Consider the following 22,679-nt stretch of genomic DNA (forward strand, 5'->3'; position numbering starts at 1 on the left):
GCCGGCGGCTGCCGTGGAAGAGCTGCTGCGCTTTCTGCGCGGGCACGACCTGGTTGCGCCCGACGATGATGAGCAGCGCGCAGGCTACGCCGCCAAGGCGGCGAGTCAGCGCCAGGGGGTATGGACCCAACTGCTGCACAAGTACCTGTTTTTCCGCATTCCGCTATGGCGCCCGGATGCCTTTCTCAATCGCACCTGGCCGTGGCTGGCGCGTTTCGGGCCCGGGCTCTTGCGTTATGGTCTGCCATTGGTGCTGGGGCTGGGGGTGTTCTTGGTGGTGCGCGATTGGGAGCGCTTTCTCGCAACGTTTCCGCATTTGCTCAGCCTCGGCGGGGTGCTGGCTTTTGCCATTGCCCTGGGTTTCGCCAAGCTGTGTCACGAGTTCGGCCATGCCTACATGGCCAAGCGCGCTGGCTGCCGGGTACCGAGCATGGGGCTGGCGTTCATGGTGCTGTTGCCGATGCTCTACACCGATGTCAGCGATGCCTGGCGCGTGCGCGATCGCCGCAGCCGACTGCTGATCGGCGCCGGCGGCGTGCTCGCCGAGCTACTGCTGGCCTGCATCGCCTTGCTGGCCTGGTCGTTGCTGCCGGACGGCGCAGGGCGCACGGCGGCGTTCATGCTCGCCAGTGCGACCTGGCTCACCACCCTGGCGATCAACCTCAACCCGTTGATGCGCTTTGACGGCTACTTCCTGCTCAGCGACCTGTGGGCGGTCGACAACCTCCAGGGCCGCGCCTACGCCCTGTGTCGCTGGCACCTGCGTGAAACCCTGTTCGGCTACCGCGAGCCGGCGCCCGAACCCTGGTCGGCGGGCATGCGTCGGCGCCTGCTGGTCTGGGGCTATGCCTCGTGGTTATGGCGGGCAGTACTGTTTTTCGGCATCGCCCTGGCGGTTTACCACCTGTTCTTCAAGGTCCTGGGTATCTTCCTGATGCTGGTGGAGCTTGCCTGGTTCATCGGCTTGCCGATCTGGCGCGAGTGGCGTCACTGGTGGCAGCAGCGCAAGCATGCCCGGCCGCAGCGGGTGCTGTGGCTGGGCCTGGGCCTGCTGGGGGTGCTGGCGCTGTTGCTGGTGCCCTGGCGCAGCGACGTCGAAGTGCCGGCGATGCTTGAGGCATCGCGCAGCAGCGCGTTGCATGCGCCAACTGCGGCGCGTATTCGCCAGGTGCGGGTCCACGACGGCCAGGTGGTGGCCAGGGATGAGCTGTTGCTGGAGCTGGAGTCTCCGGACCTGGACTCGCGCCTGCGCATCATTCGTCGCGAAATCGAGATTCTCCAGCTGCAACTGCGTCGTCAGGCCGGGCGCAGCGAAACCGCCGCCGACAGCGGCATCCTTGAGCAGCGCCTGGCCGAAGCCGTCGCCGAATACCGCGGCCTGGTGGCCCAGCGCGAACGCCTGAACCTGCGCGCGCCCCATGCAGGCATCGTGCGTGACCTGGTCGGCGACCTCGCCCCGGGCCGCTGGGTCCCAGCGCAGTTGCCGCTGGCTGCCGTGGTGGAGCAGGGCATGCGCCTGCGTGGCTACCTGGCCGAGGCCGACTTATGGCGGGTCCGGCCGGGGACGCTCGGGCACTTTGTCGCGGACGATCCGGTGCGTGCCTCGTTAAAGGTGAGCCTGGATGATGTCGACGCCACGGGCGTGGCCTATATTGATCAGGAAGCGCTGGTGTCCGAACAGCAGGGGCCAATTGCCGTGCGCCGCGATGAGCAGAAGCGGGCCCAGCCATTGCAGGCCCAATACGGCGTGCGTTTTAGCCTGGAAGAGGCGGTGCAGACAGGCATTTCGCACCCTGTTCGTGGGCTTGTGGTGCTTGAAGGCCGCGGCGAATCCCTTCTGGGAGCGGCCTGGCGACGAATGGCCGCACTCGGTGTAAGGGAAAGCGGATTTTGATAGTGTGATTGTCCGACAGTTGGAGTAATCTGCCATCAGTTTAATGTCACTCTGATCAGCAGATCATCCAGCTCCAGGCCACGGCGGTTCCACCAAACAGGGAAGTTTGCGTTCATGATGAAGTTCGCGGTGTCTCTTCGTGGGACCGAAGCTGGCGATCTGGACTTTCTGCGGCTGCTCTATGCCAGCACCCGCACCGAGGAAATGGCCCCCAGTGGCTGGTCCGCGCAGGCCATAGAAGCCTTTCTCGCCCAGCAGTTCCACGCCCAGCACCAGTACTACCAGGCACATTTCCCCGACGCCGAGTTCTCCATCATCGAACAAGACGGGCTGGCCTGCGGCCGACTCTACCTGTTCTGGGGCCAGACCACGCTCAACCTCATCGATATCGCCCTGTTGCCGCCTTACCGTGGCCAGGGGCTCGGCACCCGCTTGCTCACGGATCTGCTGCAGCGCGCCGATGACCACGGGTTGGCGGTGGAGTTGTCGGTCGAGCCCTACAACCCGGCGCAGCGGCTGTATGCCCGGTTCGGTTTTCAGGTCATCAACACGTCCGGTGTCTACCTGCGCATGCGCCGCCAAGCCCGGGCTTCTGCCAGCAGGATTGCCTCATGAGCGAACAGGTGCTTTATGCCATCCCCAGCCGCAACGAGCTGGCCGAAGCGGCCGCGGACGGCTTCGTCCTCTGGATCGGCGCGGACCAGGCGCTGCCGCTGACCTTGCTGCAGTTGCTCGACGGGACGCCGATGAGCGCCCGCTATGAATGTTTTTCCGTGGTCTTCGCCTTGCCTCCCGCAGTCAGCTTGCCCCAGGCGGTTTATCGCCTGGGCGGCCCGGCGGGCCAGGAGTGGGTGTTGCTGATGACGCCGGTAATGCCTGAGGCAGACGGGCGCCATACCCTCGAAGCGGTGATCCATCGCGAATGCCAATCGTCGCCGTAGGCGGTCTGCGGCTAGGCCCGACATTCCAACAACGCAACGTAAGGAAATGCCTGATGAGCGAACCATTTCTCGGTGAAATCAAGATGTTCGGCGGCAATTTCGCGCCTCGCGGATATGCCATCTGCGAGGCCCAGATCCTGCCGATCGCGCAGAACGCGGCCTTGTTCTCGATCCTTGGCACTGCCTTTGGCGGCAACGGCCAGAACACCTTCGGCCTACCGGACCTGCGTGGGCGCACAGCGGTCGGTACCGGGCAGGGGCCGAGCTTGTCGCAAATCGACCTGGGCGAGGTCGGCGGCGTCGAGAACGTTACCTTGACCTACAACCAGTTGCCCAGCCATAGGCATACGCAGGTGATCTCGACGGTCGGCGGGACCAGCGACGTGGGCAACGAAACGATGTACCTGGCGCGCGCAGCCGATACCGGCGGCAACGCCATGAACATCTACGGTTCGGACCTGGCCGGCGCGACCACCCTGTCCCCCAACTCGCTGAGCGCGGCTGGCGGCGGCCAGCCATTCGGTAACCGTAATCCGTACCTGGGCATCACCTACATCATCGCGCTGGAAGGTATCTTCCCGTCGCGTAACTAAATCAGCGCGGTACGGCGGCGGTCCTGCGGGGCCGTCGCCACTTTTCAGCGTTCGCTGCCTGTGAGCAGGGCGGTTGCACAGCAGGAGGTGCAGCATGAAGTTCCTCGAGCGATTCAAGCGTCAGGCGTCGCAGGCAACCCAGCCAGCCGGGCACAGCGGCCAGGCGCCGTTGCTGTTCGCCCTGGAGCCGCGGATCATGTTCGATGCCTCCGTGGCCGTGGTTGCCCAGGAGGCCGTGGCCCAGGCGGCAGCGGAACCGGCCAAGGACAGCAGCTCTGCCGAGCACAGCGCACCGCCAGCGGCGGGGACTGCCGATATCGGCAGCCAACAGACCGGGCAACGCCACGAAGTGGTGTTCGTCGATGGCCAGGTCAAGGATTCGCAACAGTTATTGGACGGCCTGCCTGCCGGCACCGAGGTGGTGGTCCTCGACCCGAGCAAGGACGGCCTGCAACAGATGGCCGACTACCTCAAGGGGCGTGACGGCCTGGACGCCATCCACCTGCTGTCCCACGGGGCATCGGGCAGCGTGCAGCTGGGCAATGTCTGGCTCGACAGCAGCAACCTGGCCGAGCACAGCGCCGCGCTGCAAAGCATCGGTTCGGCGCTCAAGGCCGATGGCGACCTGATGCTGTATGGCTGCCGCGTCGGCAAGGACAGCGCCGGCCAGGCGTTCGTCGATCAGCTGGCGGCGTTGACCGGGGCCGATATCGCGGCCTCCGTCGATGACACCGGGGCCCAGGCCCTGGGCGGCAACTGGACCCTGGAGCGCAGCAGCGGGGTGCTGCAAAGCGCCTCCCTGGGCGCCCAGTTGAGCGGCTACCAGAGCCTGCTGGCCACCAGCTTCAGCTCCGGTTCTACCGCTACCTTTCCGGCGCCGCTGTTCGGTGTGCGTACCGTGGCGGGCGATTTTGACGGTGATGGCGATGCCGACATCCTCTACCAGACCGGCGGCAACGGTACGGCCTGGCAGTATGCGCGCAGCAACGGCGACGGCACCTTCACCCTCCTGACCCAGGCCGCCTCGCCATTTGCCGGCCTGAGCCTGGGCGACACCGCGGGTAACAACTTCTTCGCCGACGATTTCGACGGCGATGGCGATATCGACTTGCTGGCCGGGATCAACGGCGGCCAGGGCAACTACTTTCGCAACGACGGTGGCAGTTTCAGCAGCCAGTCGAATACAACCTTTCCGTCGCTGAGTTTCGCCGTGCGCATGGTGGTAGGCGACTACGACAACGACGGCGACGCCGACATCCTGTACCAGACCGGCGGCAATGGCTCGGCCTGGCAGTACGCGCTCAACAATGGCGATGCCACATTCACCCTCATGGCCCAGAACGTGTCGCCGTTCGCCGGCCTGAGCTTCGCCGACCACAACAGCAACGCCTACCGGGTCGGTGATTTCGACGGTGACGGCGACCTGGACATTCTTACCGGTGTCAACGGCGCCACCGGCAACTACTATCGCAACGACGGCAGCAGTTTCAGCAGCCAGTCGAGCGCCACCTTCCCGGCACCGGTCTTTGGTGCGCGCCTGGTGGTGGGCGACTTCGACAGCGACGGCGATACCGACATCCTCTACCAGACCGGCGGCAACGGTACGGCCTGGCAGTACGCGCGCAGCAATGGCGACGGCACCTTCACCCTCATGACCCAGGCCGCTTCACCGTTTGCCGGCCTGACCCTGACCGACACCAGTGGCACCAACTACCGGGTCGCCGATTTCGACGGTGACGGTGACGTCGACCTGTATGCCGGGATCAACACCTCCACCGGCACCTACGTCATCCAGAACGACCGCCCGCCCATCGTGGTCAGCTCCACCCCGAGCGACAACGGGGTGAACGTTTCGCCCACCGCCAATATCGTCTTGACCTTCAACGAGAGCGTGGTCAAGGGCACCGGCAACCTCTATATCGTGCGGACTTCCGACAACGTCATTGTCGAGACCATCGCGGTAGGCAGTGGGCAGATCACCGGTTCCGGCACGACCTGGACCATCGACCCGTCGATCACCCTGGCGCTGGGTACCGGTTACGCCGTTCGCTTCGACAGCAAGACTTTCGCCGACCTCGATGGCGCGATTTTCAAGGGCATCAGCAACAACACCACGCTGAATTTCACCACCCTGGCCAACGCCGCACCGGTGGTCGGCAACCTCAATGGCGACTCGGTCGGCTTCAGCGAAGGCGGCAGTGCCGTGCTGATCGATCTGGGCGGCAATGCCACGCTCAGCGATGCCGACTCGGCGGACTTCAACGGTGGCAATGTCACCGTGTCGATCGTCAGCAACGGGGTGGCGGGCGAGGACGTGCTCAGTGTTCACAACCAGGGCGTGGGTGCCGGCCAGATTGGCATATCGGGCAGCAACATCACCTATGCCGGGGTGACCATCGGCACCGTTGCCGGCGGTACCGGGGGCAGCAACCTGGTCATCAGCCTCAACGCCAGCGCGACGCCCGCCATCGTCGAAGCGCTGCTGCGCAACCTGACCTACAGCAACAGCAATACCGGCGACATCGCCAGTGCCAGCCGTACCGTGCGCGTCACCGTCAACGATGGCGACGGCGGTACCAGCAGCAATGCCAACGTCACTGTCGCCATCACCGCGATCAACGATGCGCCGACACTGGTGGCAACGCCGAACAACCCGACCTTCACCGAGGACGGTGCGGCGGCGGACCTGTTCAGTGGCGTCACCGTCGGTACGCTCGAGGCCGGGCAGAATATCGACCAGTTGATCCTTACGGTCAGCAACCTGGCCGATGGCGGCAACGAACTGCTAATGGTCGACGGTACCTTCATCGTCCTGCTCCACGGCACCAGCGGCACCACCGCCAGCAATGGCATGAGCTATCTGGTGGACATTACCGGCAACACCGCCACCGTGACCCTGAGCAAGGTCGGTGGTATCAGCGCGGCGGCGACCCAGACCCTGGTCGACGGCATGGCCTACCGCAACACCAGCCACGCCGCGGACACCACCAGCCGGGTGGTGACCCTGACCAGCATCCGCGACACCGGCGGCACCAGCAATGGCGGCGTCGACACCCAGGTGCTGGCGATCGCCAGCACAGTGACGCTGGTGGCGGTCAACGATGCGCCGACGCTGTCTGGCGGGCCGTACGTAATGCCGGGCAGCGACGAGCACACGACGAGCTCCGGCGTGCTGGTATCGACCCTCCTGGCCGGTCTGACCCATGCGGACGCGGATACCGGTGCGCTGTCCGGGATTGCCCTGACTGCCAGTACCGGCAATGGCACCTGGCAGTACTCCACCGATGGCGTGACCTGGAACGCTGTCGGCGCGGTTGCAGGCAATGCCGCCTTGCTGCTGTCGAGCAGCAGCTACCTGCGCTATGTGCCGGACCAGAATAATGGCGAGAACGTCAGCCTGTCGTTCCGCGCCTGGGACCAGACCAGCGGCACGGCTTCGACCAACAGCACCCGCAATAGCGCCGACACCAGCAGCAACGGTGGCAGCCTCGCGTTCTCCAGCGGTATCGCCCAGGCCACGCTGAGCGTCACCGCACTCAACGATGCCCCGGTGCTGACCCCGGCCGCTCCTGCGCTCACGCCGTTGACCGACGGTGCGATCAACAACCCCGGGCAAACCGTGGCCAGCGTGCTTGGCGCCAGCATCAGCGATGTCGACAGCGGTGCGCTGCAAGGCATTGCCATCACCGGGCTCACCAGTGGCAACGGCACCTGGCAGTACAGCCTCGACGGCAGCACCTGGAACGCCATGGGTAGCGTGGCGGCCAACAGCGCACTGCTGTTGCGGGCCACCGACAAAGTGCGTTTCGTTCCGGACGGCGCCAACGGCACCACGGCCACCCTGACCTACAACGCCTGGGACCAGACGGGCGTGACCGCGGGGCAGCAGGGCAGCAAGGTGGACACCGCCTTGTCCGGCGGCAGCGGCGCCTTCTCGCTGGCCAGCGACACGGCCAGTGTGACCGTCACCGCCGTCAACGATGCCCCGCAGGTCACCACCAGTGGCGGCACCACAGCGTTTACCGAAGGCAACAATATCGCCTCCACGCCTGTGGTTATCGATAGCGGGCTGACCTTGGCGGATTCCGACAACCTTAGCCTGGCCAGCGCCACGGTGAGCATCACCGGCAACCTGCAGACGGCTGAAGACAGCCTGGCGTTCACCAACAACCCGGCGACCATGGGCAATATCAGCGCCAGCTACAATGCTGCCAGCGGCGTGCTGACCCTGACCTCGGCAGGTGCCTCGGCCACGCTGGCGCAATGGCAGGCGGCCCTGCGCGCGGTGACCTACAGCAACCTGTCCGATACGCCAAGCAGCGCTACCCGTACGGTCAGCTTCCAGGTCAACGACGGTAGCCTGGACAGTAGCGTGGCGACCAAGACGGTCAGCGTCACGGCGATCAATGACGCGCCGCAGGTTAGCGCCCCGGCGACGCTGTCGGTCAGCGAAGACACGGCTACCGCGGTCACCGGCATCAGCTTCAGCGATGTCGATTCAAGCATGGCCACGGTAACCCTGACGGTGGGTTCCGGCACCTTGTCGGCCATCAGCGGCGGCGGGGTGGTGGTCGGTGGTACGGGCTCGGCCCGTACCCTGACCGGCACTATCGCCAACATCAACACCTTCATTGCCGGCAGTAACCTGAGCTTCACCACTGCCAGCAACGCCACCGCCAATGTGACCCTGACGGTGAGCATCGACACCGCCAGCATCGCCACGGCCTCGACCATCACGACCTTGCAGGTCACGGCGGTCAACGACGCACCGAGTATCAGCGCGCCGGGCAGCATTGCCGTGAACGAGGACCAGCCTGGCGCCATCACCGGCATCAGCTTTACCGACGTCGACGCCGGCAGCGGCGCGGTCACGGTCGTCCTCTCGGTGCCCAGTGGCAGCCTGAACGCAACCAGCGGCAGCGGTGTTACGGTGAGCGGTTCCGGCACCGGCAGCCTGACCCTGGTGGGCGGCCTGGCCGATATCAACGCCTTCATCGCCGCGAGCCAGGTGAACTTCCTCACCGCCGCCAACTCGGTCGGCAACGTCACCCTGACGGTGGCCATCGACGACGGCGGCAACACTGGCGTCGACCCCGGCAACTCCGGTACCGGCAGCTCCGAGGCCAGCAGCACGACGCTGACCCTGGCCGTGACGGCCATCAACGATGCGCCGCTCAACGCGGTGCCTGGCACCCAGTCGTTCGCCCAGGACAGCGTGTTGGTGTTCTCGACCGGCAACGGCAACCTGATCAGCATCAGTGACGTGGATGCCGGCGGCGGTGCGCTGCAGGTAACGCTTGTGGCCACCAATGGCCTGATCACGCTCGCCACAACGACCGGCCTGAGCTTCACCAGCGGTGACGGCACGGCCGATACGACGATGGTCTTCACCGGTAGCCTGGCCAGCATCAACGCTGCGCTCAATGGCCTGAGCTTTACCCCGACACCGGGCTTCAACGGTCTGGCGTCATTGCAGATCATCAGCAACGACCAGGGCTTGAGCGGCAGCGGCGGCGCGCAGATCGACACCGACACCATCAACCTGAACGTGAACCCGCTCAATCCGTTGGTGAGCAATGTCCAGGTCAGCAACCCCAATGGCGGCTACAAGGTGGGCGACGTCATCAACGTAACCGTCACCTTCGACCAGACGGTGGTTGTCGATACCACGGGCGGGGCGCCGAGCCTGTTGCTGGAAACCGGCCTGGTCGACCGCCTGGCGTCCTATGTTTCGGGCTCCGGCAGCAATACCCTGACCTTCAGTTATGTGGTCCAGGCCGGCGACGTGAGCGCCGACCTGGATTACACCTCCACCGGCGCGCTGACGCTCAACGGCGCGACGATCAAAAGCGTGCACAGCGACGACGCGGTGCTGACCCTGCCAACCGTAGGTGGCGCCAACTCCATCGCCGGCCAGGACAGCATCGTCATCGATGGCGTAGTGCCGACGGTCGCCAGTGTCGGTGTGCCGGCCAATGGCACCTATGTCGCCGGCCAACACCTGGATTTCACCGTCAATTTCAGCGAGAACATGCTGGTCGACACCAGCGGTGGTACGCCACGTCTGGCGATCACCCTGGACACCGGCGGCACGGTCTACGCCAACTACCTGTCCGGTTCCGGTACCGGTGCCCTGGTGTTCCGCCTGACCGTCGCCAGCGGGCAACTGGACAGCAACGGCATCAGCGTGGCCGGTGCCATCGACAGCAACGGCGGTGCCTTGCGTGACAGCGTCGGCAACACTGCAGTGACCACGCTCAACGGCGTGGGCAGCACCAGCGGCGTATTGGTCGATGCCATCGTGCCGAGCGTGGCCACGGTCTCGGTGCCGGCCGCCGGCTCGTATAACAGTGGCGACGTGCTGAGTTTTACGGTCAATACCAGTGAAGCGGTGAGCGTCGATACCAGTGGGGGGACGCCACGCGTGCTGCTCGACATCGGTGGCGTGATCCGTTATGCAACCTATGTGTCAGGTTCTGGCAGCGCTGCGTTGCTGTTCCAGTACACCGTGCAAGCCGGCGACAACGACAGCAACGGTATCAGCGTGGCGACGAGCCTGGACCTGAACGGCGCGACCGTGCGCGATCCGGCGAGCAACCCGTTGGCGCTGACGCTCAACAACCTTGGCAGCACCGTGTCGGTGCTGGTCGATACCGTCGTCCCGCAAGCCACCGGCATCGTGCGCGTCGATGCCAGCCCGAGCGCTGCCGACTCGGTCCGCTACACTGTGACGTTCGACGAGAACGTCAGCGGTGTGGATGTCGCCGATTTCACCCTGGTGTTGAGCGGCAGCGCTGCCGGCAACATCGCCAGTGTTACCCAGGTCGATGGCCATACCTACACGGTACTGGTCAACGGCCTGAGCGGGGCGGGCAGCGTGCGCCTGGACCTCAATGGCAGCGGCACCGCTATCACCGATGCCGCCGGCAACGGCCTGAGCGGTGGCCTGGCTGGCGCTGTCTACAGCATTGACCGGGTCGCGCCGAGCATCACCCATGTCGAGGTGCCCAGCAACGGCAATTACGTTACCGGGCAGAACCTGGACTTCACCGTCCACCTCGACGAAACCGTCGTGGTCGATACGACCGGGGGCACACCGCGTATTGCCGTTACCCTCGATAACGGTGGTACCGTCTACGCCAACTATCTGTCCGGTTCCGGTACCGCCGCCCTGGTGTTCCGCCTGACCGTCGCCAGCGGGCAGTTGGACAGCAACGGCATCACCGTCGCCAGCACTCTCCAGCTCAACGGAGCAACCCTGCGCGATGGGCTCGGCAACAACGCCGGTACCACACTCAACGGCGTGCCCAGCACCAGCGGCGTCTTGATTGATGCCGTGGCGCCGAGCGTGGCCACGGTCTCGGTGCCGGCCGCCGGCGCGTACAACAGTGGCGACGTGCTGAGCTTCACGGTCAATACCAGTGAAGCGGTGATCGTCGATACCAGCGGGGGAACGCCACGGTTGTTGCTCAACATCGGTGGCGTGACCCGCCACGCAACCTATGTGTCAGGCTCCGGTACCGGCGCGCTGCTGTTCCAGTACACCGTGCAGGCCGGCAACAACGACGCCAACGGCATTGGCGTGGCGGGCACCCTGGACCTGAACGGCGGGGCCGTGCGCGATGGGGCGGGCAATACCTTGAACCTGTCGCTCAACAACCTTGGCAGTACCTCGTCGGTACGGGTTGACACCCTGGCACCCCAGGTTGCCGATATCGTCCGGGTCGATGTCAGCCCGATCGCCAGCAGTTCGGTCCGTTACACCGTGACCTTCGATGAAAGCGTCAGCGGCGTCGACAGCCCCGACTTCGCGCTGGTGTTCAGCGGCACGGCCAGCGGACGTATCGCCAGCGTGACGGCGCTCAACGGGTGGACCTACACCGTACTGGTCGACAGCCTCGCCGGGCTCGGCACGTTGCGCCTTGATCTCAAGGGCAGCGGCACCGCTATCGTCGACAGTGCCGGCAACGACCTCGGTGGTGGCCTGCAAGGCAGTGTCTATAGCATCGACCGGGTCGCCCCCTCGGTGACGGCGGTGCAGGTTCCGGCCAACGGCACCTATGTCGCCGGGCAGACCCTGGATTTCACCGTGCAGCTGGACGAAGCCGTGCTGGTCGATACCGCCGACGGTTTGCCGCGCCTGGCTATCAGCCTGGGCAACGGCCGGGTCGCCTATGCCGACTACCTCTCCGGTTCCGGCAGCACTGCACTGGTGTTCCGCATGACCGTCAGCAGCGGCCAGCAAGGCAACAACGGCATCAGTGTCGGGCCGCTCATCGAGCTCAACGGTGGCAGCCTGCGCGATGCGCTTGGCAATGACCTCAAGGCTGAACTCAACAACATCGGCAGTACCGATGCGGTGCTGATTGACGCGCGGGCGCCGCGGCCAAGCACGATCACCCTCGATGGCCCTTCGCCGACGGCGGAACCGACCCTGAGCTTTACCCTGACCTTCGACGAAGACGTCAGCGGCGTGGACGTCGGCGATTTCAGTGTGACCAGCACCGGCAGTGCCAGCGGTAGCCTGCAATCGCTGGTGCAAGTCGATGCCCGCACCTACCGCATCAGTGTGGCCGGTATCAGTGGCCAGGGCAGCCTTGGCCTGCGCCTGAATGCGCTGGGAAGCGGCATTCAGGACCAGGCCGGCAATGCATTGGCGGTGTCGCTGACGGGGCCGGCCTATGTCATCAATGCGCAGGACGCCGGGGATCCTGAGTACCGGGTCAAGGTCCCCGAGCCGAGCACCGTGCCTTCGAGCACCTTGGCGCAACCACAAGTACCGCTGATGCCAACGCAGCCGACGACCTCACCCTTGTTGCCGACGCCGTTGTTCCAGGTGCGCACGCTGGGCAGCGGCATCGCCCCCTTGGGTAGCGTCTTCATACACAACGGCGCCAGCGCACCGAGCTTCATCGCCCAGGTCTTTGCCAGCAGCAACACTCCTGGCGAGGGCACGGGCACGGGGTTCCTGGGTTTTGGCGGTGGCGATGGCGGGGTGTTTGGCAGTAGCAGCTTCTCGACTATTTTCACCCGGCAAACGCCGTCGGAGGAGGTGCAGATGAGCGTCTTCGATGGCAAGCAGTGGCGCGGCGGTGATGGCCGCGGTGTCTCCGGGGCACCGACCCTGGGTCAGCAATTGCATGCACTGAACGAGGCCGACCAGCGTCCCGTACGCGAGTTGGCCCTGGCCCTGGCGCAACCGACGCAGATCGGACCGCGGGCATGATGGACGGCACCAACACTTTCAAGATCGAGCCGTACCAGGGGGCGGCCCAAGGATGAAAAATAACCATAAATTGCTCGGGGTCAGCGTCTTGGCATTCGCCATCAGCGGCTGTGCGGTCACCAGCCAGCCGATAGACAGGCAGGTCAGCGAGGACCGTGCACGTGCCGATATCAGCGCGATGTTCAAGGACCAGGAACCGCTCAGGGGGGCGCTGACCTTGCATCAGGCAATGGCACGGGCGGTGAAGTACAACCTCGAGGCGCGGCTGAAAGTCATGGAAGAAGCGCTGGCCAAGCGCCAGGTTGACCTGGCGAGCTTTGACATGTTGCCGCGCATGGCACTGGAAGCCGGTTATGCCGGGCGTAACAATGTCAGTGCGTCCAGCAGCCAGAGCGTGCGGACGGGTACCCAGTCCCTGGAACCCTCGACCTCCCAGGACCGCGATCGCGAGGTGGCCGACCTGACCATGGTCTGGAACGTCCTCGACTTCGGGGTCAGCTATGTCAGCGCCAAGCAGCAGGCCGACCAGCGCCTGATTCTCCAGGAGCGCCGGCGCAAGGTCATCCATACCATCACCCAGGATGTACGCTCGGCCTATTGGCGCGCCGTGGCGGCGCAGCGTTTGCTGACCCAGATCGACAGCCTCATGGGGCGCATCGCCGAGGCGCGCAGCAATAGCCAGCACATGAGCGCGCAGCGCCTGGGCGACCCGGTACAGGTGCTCAGCTATCAGCGTGCGCTGATCGAAGCGACCCGCCAGCTGGAAGAACAGCGCCGCGCTTTGTCGCTGGCCAAGACCGAACTGGCGGCGCTGATCAACCTGCCGTTGAACACCGATTTCAGCCTGGCGCCGCAGGAGGGCTATGCGCTGCCGCAGTTCAAAGGCGATTTCGCCCAGCTTGAGCAGCAGGCCCTGGCCAGCCGGCCGGAACTGCGCGAGCAGGATTACCAGGCACGCATCAGCGCGGCGGAAACCCGCAAGGCCATGTTGCGCTTGCTGCCGGGCCTGGAGTTTTCCGCCGGCGGGCATTACGACAGCAACTCCTTCCTGGTCAACCAGAGCTGGGCGGACTACGGCGTCAAGGTCACCTGGAACCTGTTCAATGTGCTCTCGGCACCGGCTGCCATCAAGGTTGCCAAGGCCGGTGAGGACGTGGCGGCAGCCCGGCGCCAGGCGATGTCGATGGCGGTCCTGGCACAACTGTATGTGGCCAACGCCAACTTCAACGAGGCGACCCGGCAGTTCCGTACCAGCGAAGAGCTGGCAACCCTGGACGGGGAAATTGCCGAGCAGTTGCGCAACCGCTATCAGACCCAGAACATCGGTGAGCTGGAACTGATACAGGGCGAGCTCAACAACCTGCAGACCCAGCTCAAGCGAGACCTGGCCTATGCCGAACTGCGCAATGCCCATGCGCAGCTGTTCGTCAGCGCCGGGACCGATCTGCTGCCCGAGACCCTGCCGAACAACCGCCTCGATACCATTGCCGCGGCATTGCAAAGCAGCGAGTCGCGCTGGGTGCGTTGATGGCTGGGGGAGGGCCTCACCAGGTCGAACACTGGCATTCGATCTGGCCCTGCCCATGAGGCCGAGATTCGTTGGAAAAAGCTATCAAGAAGGAATACGCACCCCAGCCAATGATTGGGCAAAACGCTGTATCTCCTCCTCCGAGGGCGGCCAAGTGACCCCCAGGCCTGGCGCACAGTAGGCCTTGATCGACACCTTGGCCAGATCGGCGAGTTCACTCTCGGGGAGATGGTCTTTGGCGCAGTTCTTCCAGTCGCTACCGAACACCTCATAGAGCGCGCCCAGGGCCACGATCCGGTGTTCAGCAATACTGGCTTCGGCCGCCGTAGATCCGGATGCAACTGTCAGCCCTAGCCACTCCCTTAGACGCCTTGGCAGTATGTCCCAACCGGACTGATCGAACCGCTGGGCCTGCTGCAGCATCGCCAGGTAACGCAAGCGATTGGCAAAACGCTTGAGCGCTCGAGGTGTTCTGCGATGCTTCTGGACCAATGGCGACCATGCCACCAGGGACGCTTTGAACGCTGGTGAGTCCTGTACCCTGTACAGAGTGCGGCGCAAACGCCAAAGCGCATAGGTCAAACCCGTGGTAACCAGCAGCACGATGATCGCTACGACCGTAAAGGCGATATCGTTACGCGTATCCAACGCTTCGTTCGGCGGGAAGGGGTTGGCTGTGACGGCGCTGTCAAGATTGCTTTCAGGCAGTGCGGAGCTGCCTTGTTTGTTGTTGTCGGGTACGCTGGCAGGGGGTGTCGCAGCTGTTTTGTTTGTCGTGGTTTCGTAAGCTTGCGCCGAGGCAAGCGGGAGTTGAAAGTGCTGGCCTGAATGCCATGCATAGCCGAGTGCAACAAGACAAAAAGCCGTAGTGACTGCAATCTTCAGTCGTTTGAAAAGGGCCGTCTGTGGCGTTGAGTCGGCTGCAGTTTCCTCCAGCAGGGAGTGCGGTTTGTCGCTGGGAGTATCCGGTACTGCGATCTCCAGATTGATCAGCTTTTCCAGGTAGTCACGGGCGTATTTGCGTCGCCGCATACGTTCCAACTCGGCTTTTGCCTCAGCCGTGAGCGGCGCTTGGCTAGAGCTGTCGAGTTCGGTCATTTCCTGGGCGATCTTTTCAAAGGACAACGCCAGCGCCGCCTGTACCCGGTTGGTAGCCATGCCAAAGATGACAAAGCATTTGCCTGATGACACCAGAAAATTGACGGCTTCCATTACCTCCAGAACAGCCTCTGCGCGACAACGGTCCAGGTCATCGATCACCACCACCAAGCGCCCAGGCAAACACTGGGTGACCTCCTCGAACTCCTTGGCGAACCGTGAGCGGAAGCTGGTCAGGGCATTCGCTTCCTTGAGTCGAAACTGTTCTACCGAGTTGGACAGCAACACGGCCGGATCCGCGCCGAAGGCGGTTAGCGTCTTGCGCAAGGCAACGAACGCTGTAACCAGCCCTGCCAGTTTCGCCGCCAGTGGCCCCAGATTCAGCGATCCGAGAAACGCCAGCGTGATCCCGTCGTCCTGGGGCGCCGAGGCTTTATCGAGCAGTGTCGAAAGCGACTGCCATTGACCTGCCTCGTGAGCCGACAGGTAGGCCCCCAACCAGACCGCGGACAGTGCCAACAGGCTGGCCACGAACCAATGCCTTTTCGTGCGTAGTACCAGCAGTCGCCAGCGGAATATCCACCCGCTCGGTTCGAAAAAGGAAGGCAGCGACTGCTCGCGCACGGCACTGAGCAATGCGGCGAGCAACTGCTCATCTTTCTGGTGATGCCAGGCGTTGAACCAGACCGGGCGGCAGCCGTTGTTCTGCAAGTCTTTGCAAATCAACGTCATCAGGCTGCTCTTGCCGGTACCCCAGTCGCCGGAAACAGCAAGCGTCAGCGGCGGCTCCGTGGCCTCGTTGCGCAGAAAACGCGAAATGCCTTTGGCCAGTGGGCCGAAGCGCAGGCGGTCTTGGCAGAAGTCTTGGGTTGGCGCATCCGACGCGGCCATGGTGGCGACGCCATCCTCCACGGGGGGCGGTCGGGTCTGGAATGCACGCATCCACATCCAGGCGATCAGCAGCAGCGATGCCCAGAACCACGGCGCAGGGTAGCGGGAGTATTGAATCGGAGTGGGCACGATTGCCCAGGTTTTGCCGCCGTCCCGGGTGCGCGTGAGGGCAGGGTGCAGGCCGACGGCCCAGCCGTTGTTGGCGTCACTGAACCACATGGCCAAGCGCATGGAGCGTGCCGGCGAGTAGCTTTTTTGCGCCGCGCCGTCGACGCTTGCAACCATCTGGCCGTCCTCGCCCGCCATCCAGCCAAGGCCGTTGCCAGTGCTGTAGGTCGCGGTTGCAGTCATCTCGACATCAGGCGTGGGCTGCAAGTGCCAGGTAGCGCCGCAATCGTTGGACACCATCGTCCCGTCCTTTGCTTTGGGAGGGGCCTTCAGGCCGTCTGGAGAGAACGTAATGGTGTGCAGGTCCGCAGGCTTGTCCCTGGCAACATTTTTCCACGTCAAGCCGCCGTCTGCGGTAGACAAGGACGCTCCCTCGCCATTGCTGGTCCTGCCACGCAGTCCATCCGCTTGAAAGTGGACGCAGCGTAGCCCTGGCAGTTGGGGTTGTGGTTCCATCAAACGCCAGGAGCGCCCTAGATCCGAGCTCGACAGCAATTCCCCATCCTCGGTGGCCATCCATCCGTGGCCATTTTCGAGGAACATGATCGAGGTCACCGTGGAGTGAATGCCGGTGACGGTCGGCAGCCAGTGCTCACCCGCGTCGGTGGTTCGCAGCAGTACGCCAGCATACCCGGCCGCCCAGCCGCGTTTGCCATCGGCCAGGAATGTTATGGCGAAGAGGCTGCCAGGCAATGCGCTGGCCTTAACCTTCCAGGTTTTCCCGCAGTCTGCGCTGGTGACGATGCTGCCAAAGTCGCCAACGGCCCATGCGTGTTTGCAGTCGGTAGGCATTGGAGACACCACCAGCCCCCACGGACTATCGTTGGAGGTTTGCGAGCTGTCCTTGCTCTGGGACCTTTTTATCTGTGTTCCCGGTGGCAGGCCTTGGGGCCAGCGAGGTGAACGATTGTTAAAGTACGGCGATGGTGATGGCAGCGGTGCAGAACCTATCGGAATTGCAGATGAGCGCGTATCCGATATCCAGGCGCCGCTGTCGGGGCGCATCTCATAGACCGAACCGGAGAACGTGACGGCACCACCTTGCTTGCCATCATCGGAGATCCATGCGTATGTCAGGTTCTCGGTCAACCCGCTGACCTGGTTGCGCCAATGCCTGCCGCTATCGTCAGAGAACAGGGCGGCGCCGCTGTCGCCAACAGCCAGAAGGTATTGCCCAGTTGCGGAGGCCGCGATGGAGTTGAGTTTGCGGGCGGGTTGCCATAGCCGTAACTCACCATTCGCCTCAAGGGGGTACAGCAGCTGGTCCACCAAGCTTCGCTCGGAAACGGGAGTGGCCGGGTAAGGGTAGGGTGGTTGCCAGTGAGCCAAGACACCGGCTGCAACGGTCATTACAATCGCCAGCAGCCCCCAGCTCAGGTTGAATTTGAGTGGCGGTGATGAGGGTGTCGATTCAGGCGTGATCCTGGAGGATTGGCTGGAGAGCATGTTCGCCGTCTCGATATCAGTCCATGGTGATGTCCCAAGGTGTGGAAAAAACGGACGGCTGCGCTTCCCACCTGCCGCAGCGGGCGGCTTTATCAATATAGTCGGTGGGCGGATGCACGCTTGCTGGCGATTAAAAAATGCTGGGTATTCACACTGCGACAGCGGACGAAAGCCTGACGAGCCTGGGCTTCAGTAGTGAAATCGCGGGGCAAGCCGGCCCCTATGGTGTGACAGCGTATTTCACCGCGGCGGCCCGCGACGGCACGTTGAGGGTGCGCAACAACGACGACACATGAATGCGCACGGTAAAGGGCGAGATATCCAGCGCGCGGGCGATTTCCTTGTTGGTCTTGCCCTCGGCGATCAGGCGCAACACCTCTTGCTGACGCGCGGTCAGGGTGGTGGCCACTGCACTGGTGTCCAGCGGCAGCAACCCGGACGGAGCAAAACGCACCAGCACTTCGCCTTCGCGAATGGCCAGAATCGCCTGGCCGATCTCGTCGGGGGCGATGTTCTTGCCAATGAAACCGTCGATACCGGCGGCCATCACTTCGCTGATCAGCTCCGGGTCATCGACCATCGACACCACAATCAGGGTGGTGCGGCGCAACTGTTGACGCAAGTCGACCAACTGAGTAATGCAGGTAAGCCCCGGGAAGCGCAGGTCAAGGAGCAGGGTGTCGGGCTCCGCGCCGCGTGCAACCTGTGCCAGGACGCTGTCGAAATCCCCGGCTTGTTCGATCAGCGCATCAGGTAACAGGCGCTGGACAGTCCCCACCATCGCTTCGCGAAACAGCGGGTGGTCGTCAGCTATGATGATCCGGCATGCCATGTCGAGTGCCTCCCTGGGCCTGGCGTTCCTTACAGGCGTGTTACTTTACCACCGGGCACGGACGCTGCCCGGTGTACGTACTGGATATGACGACTGTCGCACAAGGATGTTCCCGATGAAGTTCGAGAAAAATACCGAGCTCGACCAGGCCAACCTGCGGATCATTGTCGCCGGCCTTGCCATGATCTATATCAGCGTGTTGGGTTTTCTGCCCGGGCAGCAGGTCAACATGTACCTGCCGATCATGATCTACATCGTCCTGTTCCTGTTGCTGTCGATCGTCCTGCGCCAGGTCATCGTGCGCTGGCCGGGCCACTATCCGGCCCGGCGTCTCTTCAGCATGGTCCAGGACTACACCGGCACCTGTTTCGGCCTGGTGGTGGGTGGCGAGGCCGCGCTGCCGCTGTACGCGGTGATGGTCTGGGTCAACCTGGGCAATGGCATGCGCTATGGCTCGCGGTACCTGGCGATCGCCACCGCCCTGGCGTTGTTGGCCTTGCTCTGCGTTTACCGGCTGACCCCTTACTGGCAGGCGCAACCGTTCATGGTGCTGATGCTGATGATCACCAGTACGGTCATCCCCATGTACGCGCACCTGCTGCTTGAGCGCACGCGCAAGGCCTCCGAAGAAGCGACCGCCGCCAACCTGGAAAAGTCGCGCTTTCTGGCCCAGGCCAGTCACGACCTGCGCCAACCGATTCACTCGATCGGCCTGTTCACCGCTTGCCTGCGCGAAGCGCGCCTGGGCGAGGAGGAGCGGCGCCTGGTCGACAACATCGACCGCTCGCTGCTCAACGTCGCACAACTGTTTCGCTCGATTCTCGACCTGTACACCCTCGACAACGGGCGCCTGCAACCCCGCCTGCAATGCGTACAGCTGGCTGATCTGCTCCACGATCTGGTGCGCCAGAACGTCGAAGCGGCGCGTTGGGCCGGCGTCGAACTGCGCCTGCGGGTGGCCGAGCAATGGGTGCAGATTGACCCGGCGCTGCTGGCCACCATGGTCCAGAACGTGCTGTCCAACTGCTTCAAGTACGCACCGCAGCGGCCGGTACTGATCGCTGTGCGCAAGCGTGGGAATGGGTTGGCCATTGTCGTTTATGACCAGGGCTGCGGCATTGATGCCGATGAATTGCCCAAGGTCTTCGAGGAGTTCTACCGCGTGCGCCAGTTGCGCGACAAGGACGTTGAAGGCGTGGGCCTGGGCCTGTCGATCGTCAGACGCCTGGGCCGGATGATGGACATGCAGGTGGCGATACGTTCGCGGGTCGGCCATGGTACGACGGTGAGCCTGCTGGGCTTGCGCAAGGTTGAAGCACCCCGGCAGCCGGTCACCCGAGAGCAAGCGAGCCAGGTCGGCTTGTTGACCGGCCTGAAAGTGTGCCTGGTGGAGGATGACCGCAACGTGCTGCTGGCCACCAAAGCGTTGCTTGAACGCTGGGGCTGCGAGGTGCAGGCCGAATCCAGTGGCAAGGACCTGCTCAGCGACTGCGATATCATCGTCGCCGACTATGACCTGGGCAATCAGGCCACCGGCATCGAGTGCATCGACCAGCTACGTGCGCAACGGGGCAGGGCGGTGCCGGCGCTGATCCTCACCGGGCATGAGGTGGAGAAGATCCAGGCGGCCCTGCATGACCGCCAGATCGCGATTCTGTCCAAGCCGGTGCGCCCGGCCGAGTTACGCGCGACCTTGCGCTCGTTGCGTGAACCCCGCACAGAACCGGTTTAGCTGAGGATCAATAGCGCTGCAGCGGATTTTGCGGCCGGCCACTGTTCTTGTTGTAGCAGTGGGCACTCATCCCCATGCCCATCGACGCGATCCCGACCATGACGCCGCTGGGCAGCTCGCAGTTGTAATCCCCTGAAGCGGTGCTGGCGATGAAGTAAGTGGCGCTGTTGTCGTTGCGCACGTTGGAAATCTTGGTCACCGGCTCGCCGATCGTCGTCTGGGCAGTGGTTTTCAGGCGATCTTCGTTGGGTTTCATAGTCTGGCAGCCGGCGAGGGCGACGAGCAGGGCGCTGAGCAGGGTGAGCTTGTTGAATGCAGGTTTCATGGCGCTTCTTCCTTGGTGTTGTTGTGTTGTTGCAGGCACGGCGATCCCTCGCGCCGCAAAGCAGCGGCACTGGGGAACACTGGGGTGAAGAGGAATATAGCGCCGGGAAAGAGGGGGGTCGATTAGCACAAACGGGCTAATGGCTCGTGGCCATCTTTCAGCGTTTGGCACCCAGTCGCAGGCTTTCGACGACCTCCGAGAGTTCTTCCGTTGAGGTCGATTCTGCCCCGGAGCTTTCAGCTCGAGGGAGCTGCCGGTACTCGCTAGGTGTACACCCGACGAATTGCTTGAAGGCACGGGCAAAATAAGAAGGGTCCTTGAATCCGACTTCGTAACCGATGCTGGTGATGGGCATCTGGCTGTTGTCGAGCAGGTCCCTGGCAAAGTCCATCCGTTTGCTCAGGATGTACTCCATGAACCCCAGGCCATTGACTTCCTTGAACAGGCGGCTGAAGCGAAAGGTGGTCATGCCGCAGCGCTTTGCCAGTTCTTTCTGGTCGATGCTGTCGCGCAAATGCTGGTCGATGTAGAGCAATACGTTACTGAGTGCCTGGTGCTTGTGGTGCTCAGCGGTCAGCCGGATGCTGTCCGGCAGCGACGGGCCATGTTCGATCAGTGGCTTCTTGGCATGGAAGTGAGTGCTGCGGCGCAGTTCGCAGAGTTGCTGCAGTGCGTGCAGAAAGCGGCTTTTTTCGCTGTTGCACAGGGGCAGCACGATGTACTCCCAGACACGCGAGCGCATGGCCCATACGGCAAGCTCCTCGGAGTGCTGTACGGTGAACATGGCGATCGGTATCGAGGGGGACTTGTGCTTGATCTCCAGCAGCAGGTTGAGGCCAGGCATGTCCGGGCGGTCATAATGGATGCAGACCATGTCTGGCTGGCGCTCAGCCGCAAGCTCGGACAACTCGCCGTTCTTGGCGATACGGCATTCACAGGTCGGGCGAAAATGCGCAACCAACGCCTCGGCCGATCGATCCCGGGTGCGATCGAACCACAGCAGAAATGGCAAGTTGGCCGATTCAGGTTTCATTTTCTCATTCCTTCCTTGTTTCTCGTTTTCTTAACCTCGCCGGGCAGGCAGCGCTGCAAAATAATCCTAGTAATCAATAAAAAACTCCTAACCCCTCGTTATGTCTCCTGACTAGGATGCAAACAGGCGGCACACTAAGTCACCGCCTCGGCCAATAGAACTTAGATGAGGTGAATAAAATGAATCTGCAATCGATCAAAACGTCGGTGCTGAAATTCATCAAGGACGAAGAAGGCCTGACGATTGTTGAATATGCGGTAGCGGGTGGTTTGATTACACTGGGCGCCGTGGCCGCTTTCGTCACACTGGGGGGTAACGTGAACACCGCCATTACCAGCCTGGGTTGTGCAGTCAAAGGCACCACCTGCTAGCGGCACAACACGCATCGTCGGCCCTGCCCAGAGCGCCAGCAGCTTGCTAGCCTCTGGGCCGTGGCGGCGACGAACACCTTGCCGCAGGCTGAGGGACGTGTCGCGAGGATAAAAACGCATCATATGGACTCTGCCTGGTTGGTTAACCATGATCCCGTTCGGACAAGGTGGAGTCTTCTCAGCCGTGGCGCCGCAGGCTAAAGGCCTGCGTGCCGAGCCCCCCAACAATCCAGTCTCTTGGCGCGTCAGACTTCACTGTCCTGGCCCCGCTCCTGATATTTCTTCCTCGTTGACCAGTATCGTCGTTGTGTTGCCTGTGAGCAGATCAAATCCTGATAAGAAAGCGCTTGCTTAGACCGTTTGGCGAGATTTGTTTCTCGGCGCATTGGCGCTGTTTCGGGTCTTTGCAGGGTAGCGGGAGGCGACCGAGTTTAGCCTGCAATTAGGTTGCAACGTTATGTAAGTTATTCCCTATTGATCGCGTGCGTTCGGGTTTAAGACGGCGTACTTAGTATTTTTTCTTGCGCCGCTAAATACCGCAAAAAACTCCTAGCGTTGAGCAAAAAACTCCTAACCCCTGCGTTGTGCTTCTGACTAATGT

The 22,679-nt window shown here is 63.1% G+C and carries 12 protein-coding genes; 8 read left to right on the plus strand and 4 right to left on the minus strand.

Going from position 1 to position 22,679, the window contains the following annotated elements:
* The 6 genes from UW3_RS27545 to UW3_RS0123280 all read left to right on the plus strand — a co-directional run.
* On the plus strand, window positions 1-1,894 hold a 1,894-nt coding region (locus UW3_RS27545; protein WP_010226104.1), incomplete at its 5' end, for an efflux RND transporter periplasmic adaptor subunit.
* Between the two features lie 114 nt (window positions 1,895-2,008).
* Entirely contained in the window at window positions 2,009-2,509 is a 501-nt protein-coding gene (locus UW3_RS0123260) for a GNAT family N-acetyltransferase (protein ID WP_010226105.1), read from the plus strand.
* Window positions 2,506-2,835, plus strand: coding sequence for a DUF6916 family protein (locus UW3_RS27550; protein WP_010226108.1), 330 nt, complete (start codon window positions 2,506-2,508; stop codon window positions 2,833-2,835). Before UW3_RS0123260 ends, UW3_RS27550 begins: the two co-directional genes overlap by 4 nt.
* Before the next feature lie 53 nt (window positions 2,836-2,888).
* The gene (locus UW3_RS0123270) at window positions 2,889-3,428 is read left to right on the plus strand and encodes a phage tail protein (RefSeq protein ID WP_010226110.1); all 540 of its coding nucleotides are present in this window, start codon (window positions 2,889-2,891) and stop codon (window positions 3,426-3,428) included.
* Between the two features lie 94 nt (window positions 3,429-3,522).
* The gene (locus UW3_RS0123275; protein WP_010226112.1) at window positions 3,523-12,654 is read left to right on the plus strand and encodes a DUF4347 domain-containing protein; all 9,132 of its coding nucleotides are present in this window, start codon (window positions 3,523-3,525) and stop codon (window positions 12,652-12,654) included.
* Between the two features lie 52 nt (window positions 12,655-12,706).
* Window positions 12,707-14,182, plus strand: coding sequence for a TolC family protein (locus UW3_RS0123280; protein WP_026001483.1), 1,476 nt, complete (start codon window positions 12,707-12,709; stop codon window positions 14,180-14,182).
* Between the two features lie 84 nt (window positions 14,183-14,266).
* Here UW3_RS0123280 and UW3_RS0123285 read toward each other — a convergent pair whose 3' ends face one another.
* On the minus strand, window positions 14,267-17,785 hold the full coding sequence (locus UW3_RS0123285) for a P-loop NTPase fold protein (protein ID WP_081492847.1): 3,519 nt from the start codon (window positions 17,783-17,785) through the stop codon (window positions 14,267-14,269).
* Between the two features lie 220 nt (window positions 17,786-18,005).
* Window positions 18,006-18,617 carry a LuxR C-terminal-related transcriptional regulator gene (locus UW3_RS0123290; protein ID WP_010226118.1) on the minus strand — a complete coding sequence of 204 codons (612 nt, stop codon included), beginning with the start codon at window positions 18,615-18,617 and terminating at the stop codon, window positions 18,006-18,008.
* Window positions 18,618-18,732: 115 nt separating this feature from the next.
* Here UW3_RS0123290 and UW3_RS0123295 point away from each other — a divergent pair, with 115 nt between their 5' ends.
* Window positions 18,733-20,349, plus strand: coding sequence for an ATP-binding response regulator (locus UW3_RS0123295; RefSeq protein ID WP_010226120.1), 1,617 nt, complete (start codon window positions 18,733-18,735; stop codon window positions 20,347-20,349).
* 7 nt (window positions 20,350-20,356) lie between these two features.
* On the opposite strand, the gene UW3_RS0123300 is transcribed toward UW3_RS0123295, so the two are convergent.
* Window positions 20,357-20,674 (minus strand): hypothetical protein, encoded by a 318-nt coding sequence (locus UW3_RS0123300; RefSeq protein ID WP_010226121.1) that lies wholly within the window; start codon window positions 20,672-20,674, stop codon window positions 20,357-20,359.
* A 157-nt stretch (window positions 20,675-20,831) separates the two neighbouring features.
* Window positions 20,832-21,707, minus strand: coding sequence for a response regulator transcription factor (locus UW3_RS0123305; protein WP_010226122.1), 876 nt, complete (start codon window positions 21,705-21,707; stop codon window positions 20,832-20,834).
* Window positions 21,708-21,886: 179 nt separating this feature from the next.
* On the opposite strand from UW3_RS0123305, the gene UW3_RS0123310 reads away from it, so the two are divergent.
* Window positions 21,887-22,078: a Flp family type IVb pilin gene (locus UW3_RS0123310; RefSeq protein ID WP_010226123.1), complete on the plus strand. Its 192-nt coding sequence runs from the start codon at window positions 21,887-21,889 to the stop codon at window positions 22,076-22,078.
* Window positions 22,079-22,679: the final 601 nt, after the last annotated feature.

Source organism: Pseudomonas donghuensis (assembly GCF_000259195.1).
GTDB classification, from domain to species: Bacteria; Pseudomonadota; Gammaproteobacteria; order Pseudomonadales; family Pseudomonadaceae; genus Aquipseudomonas; species Aquipseudomonas donghuensis.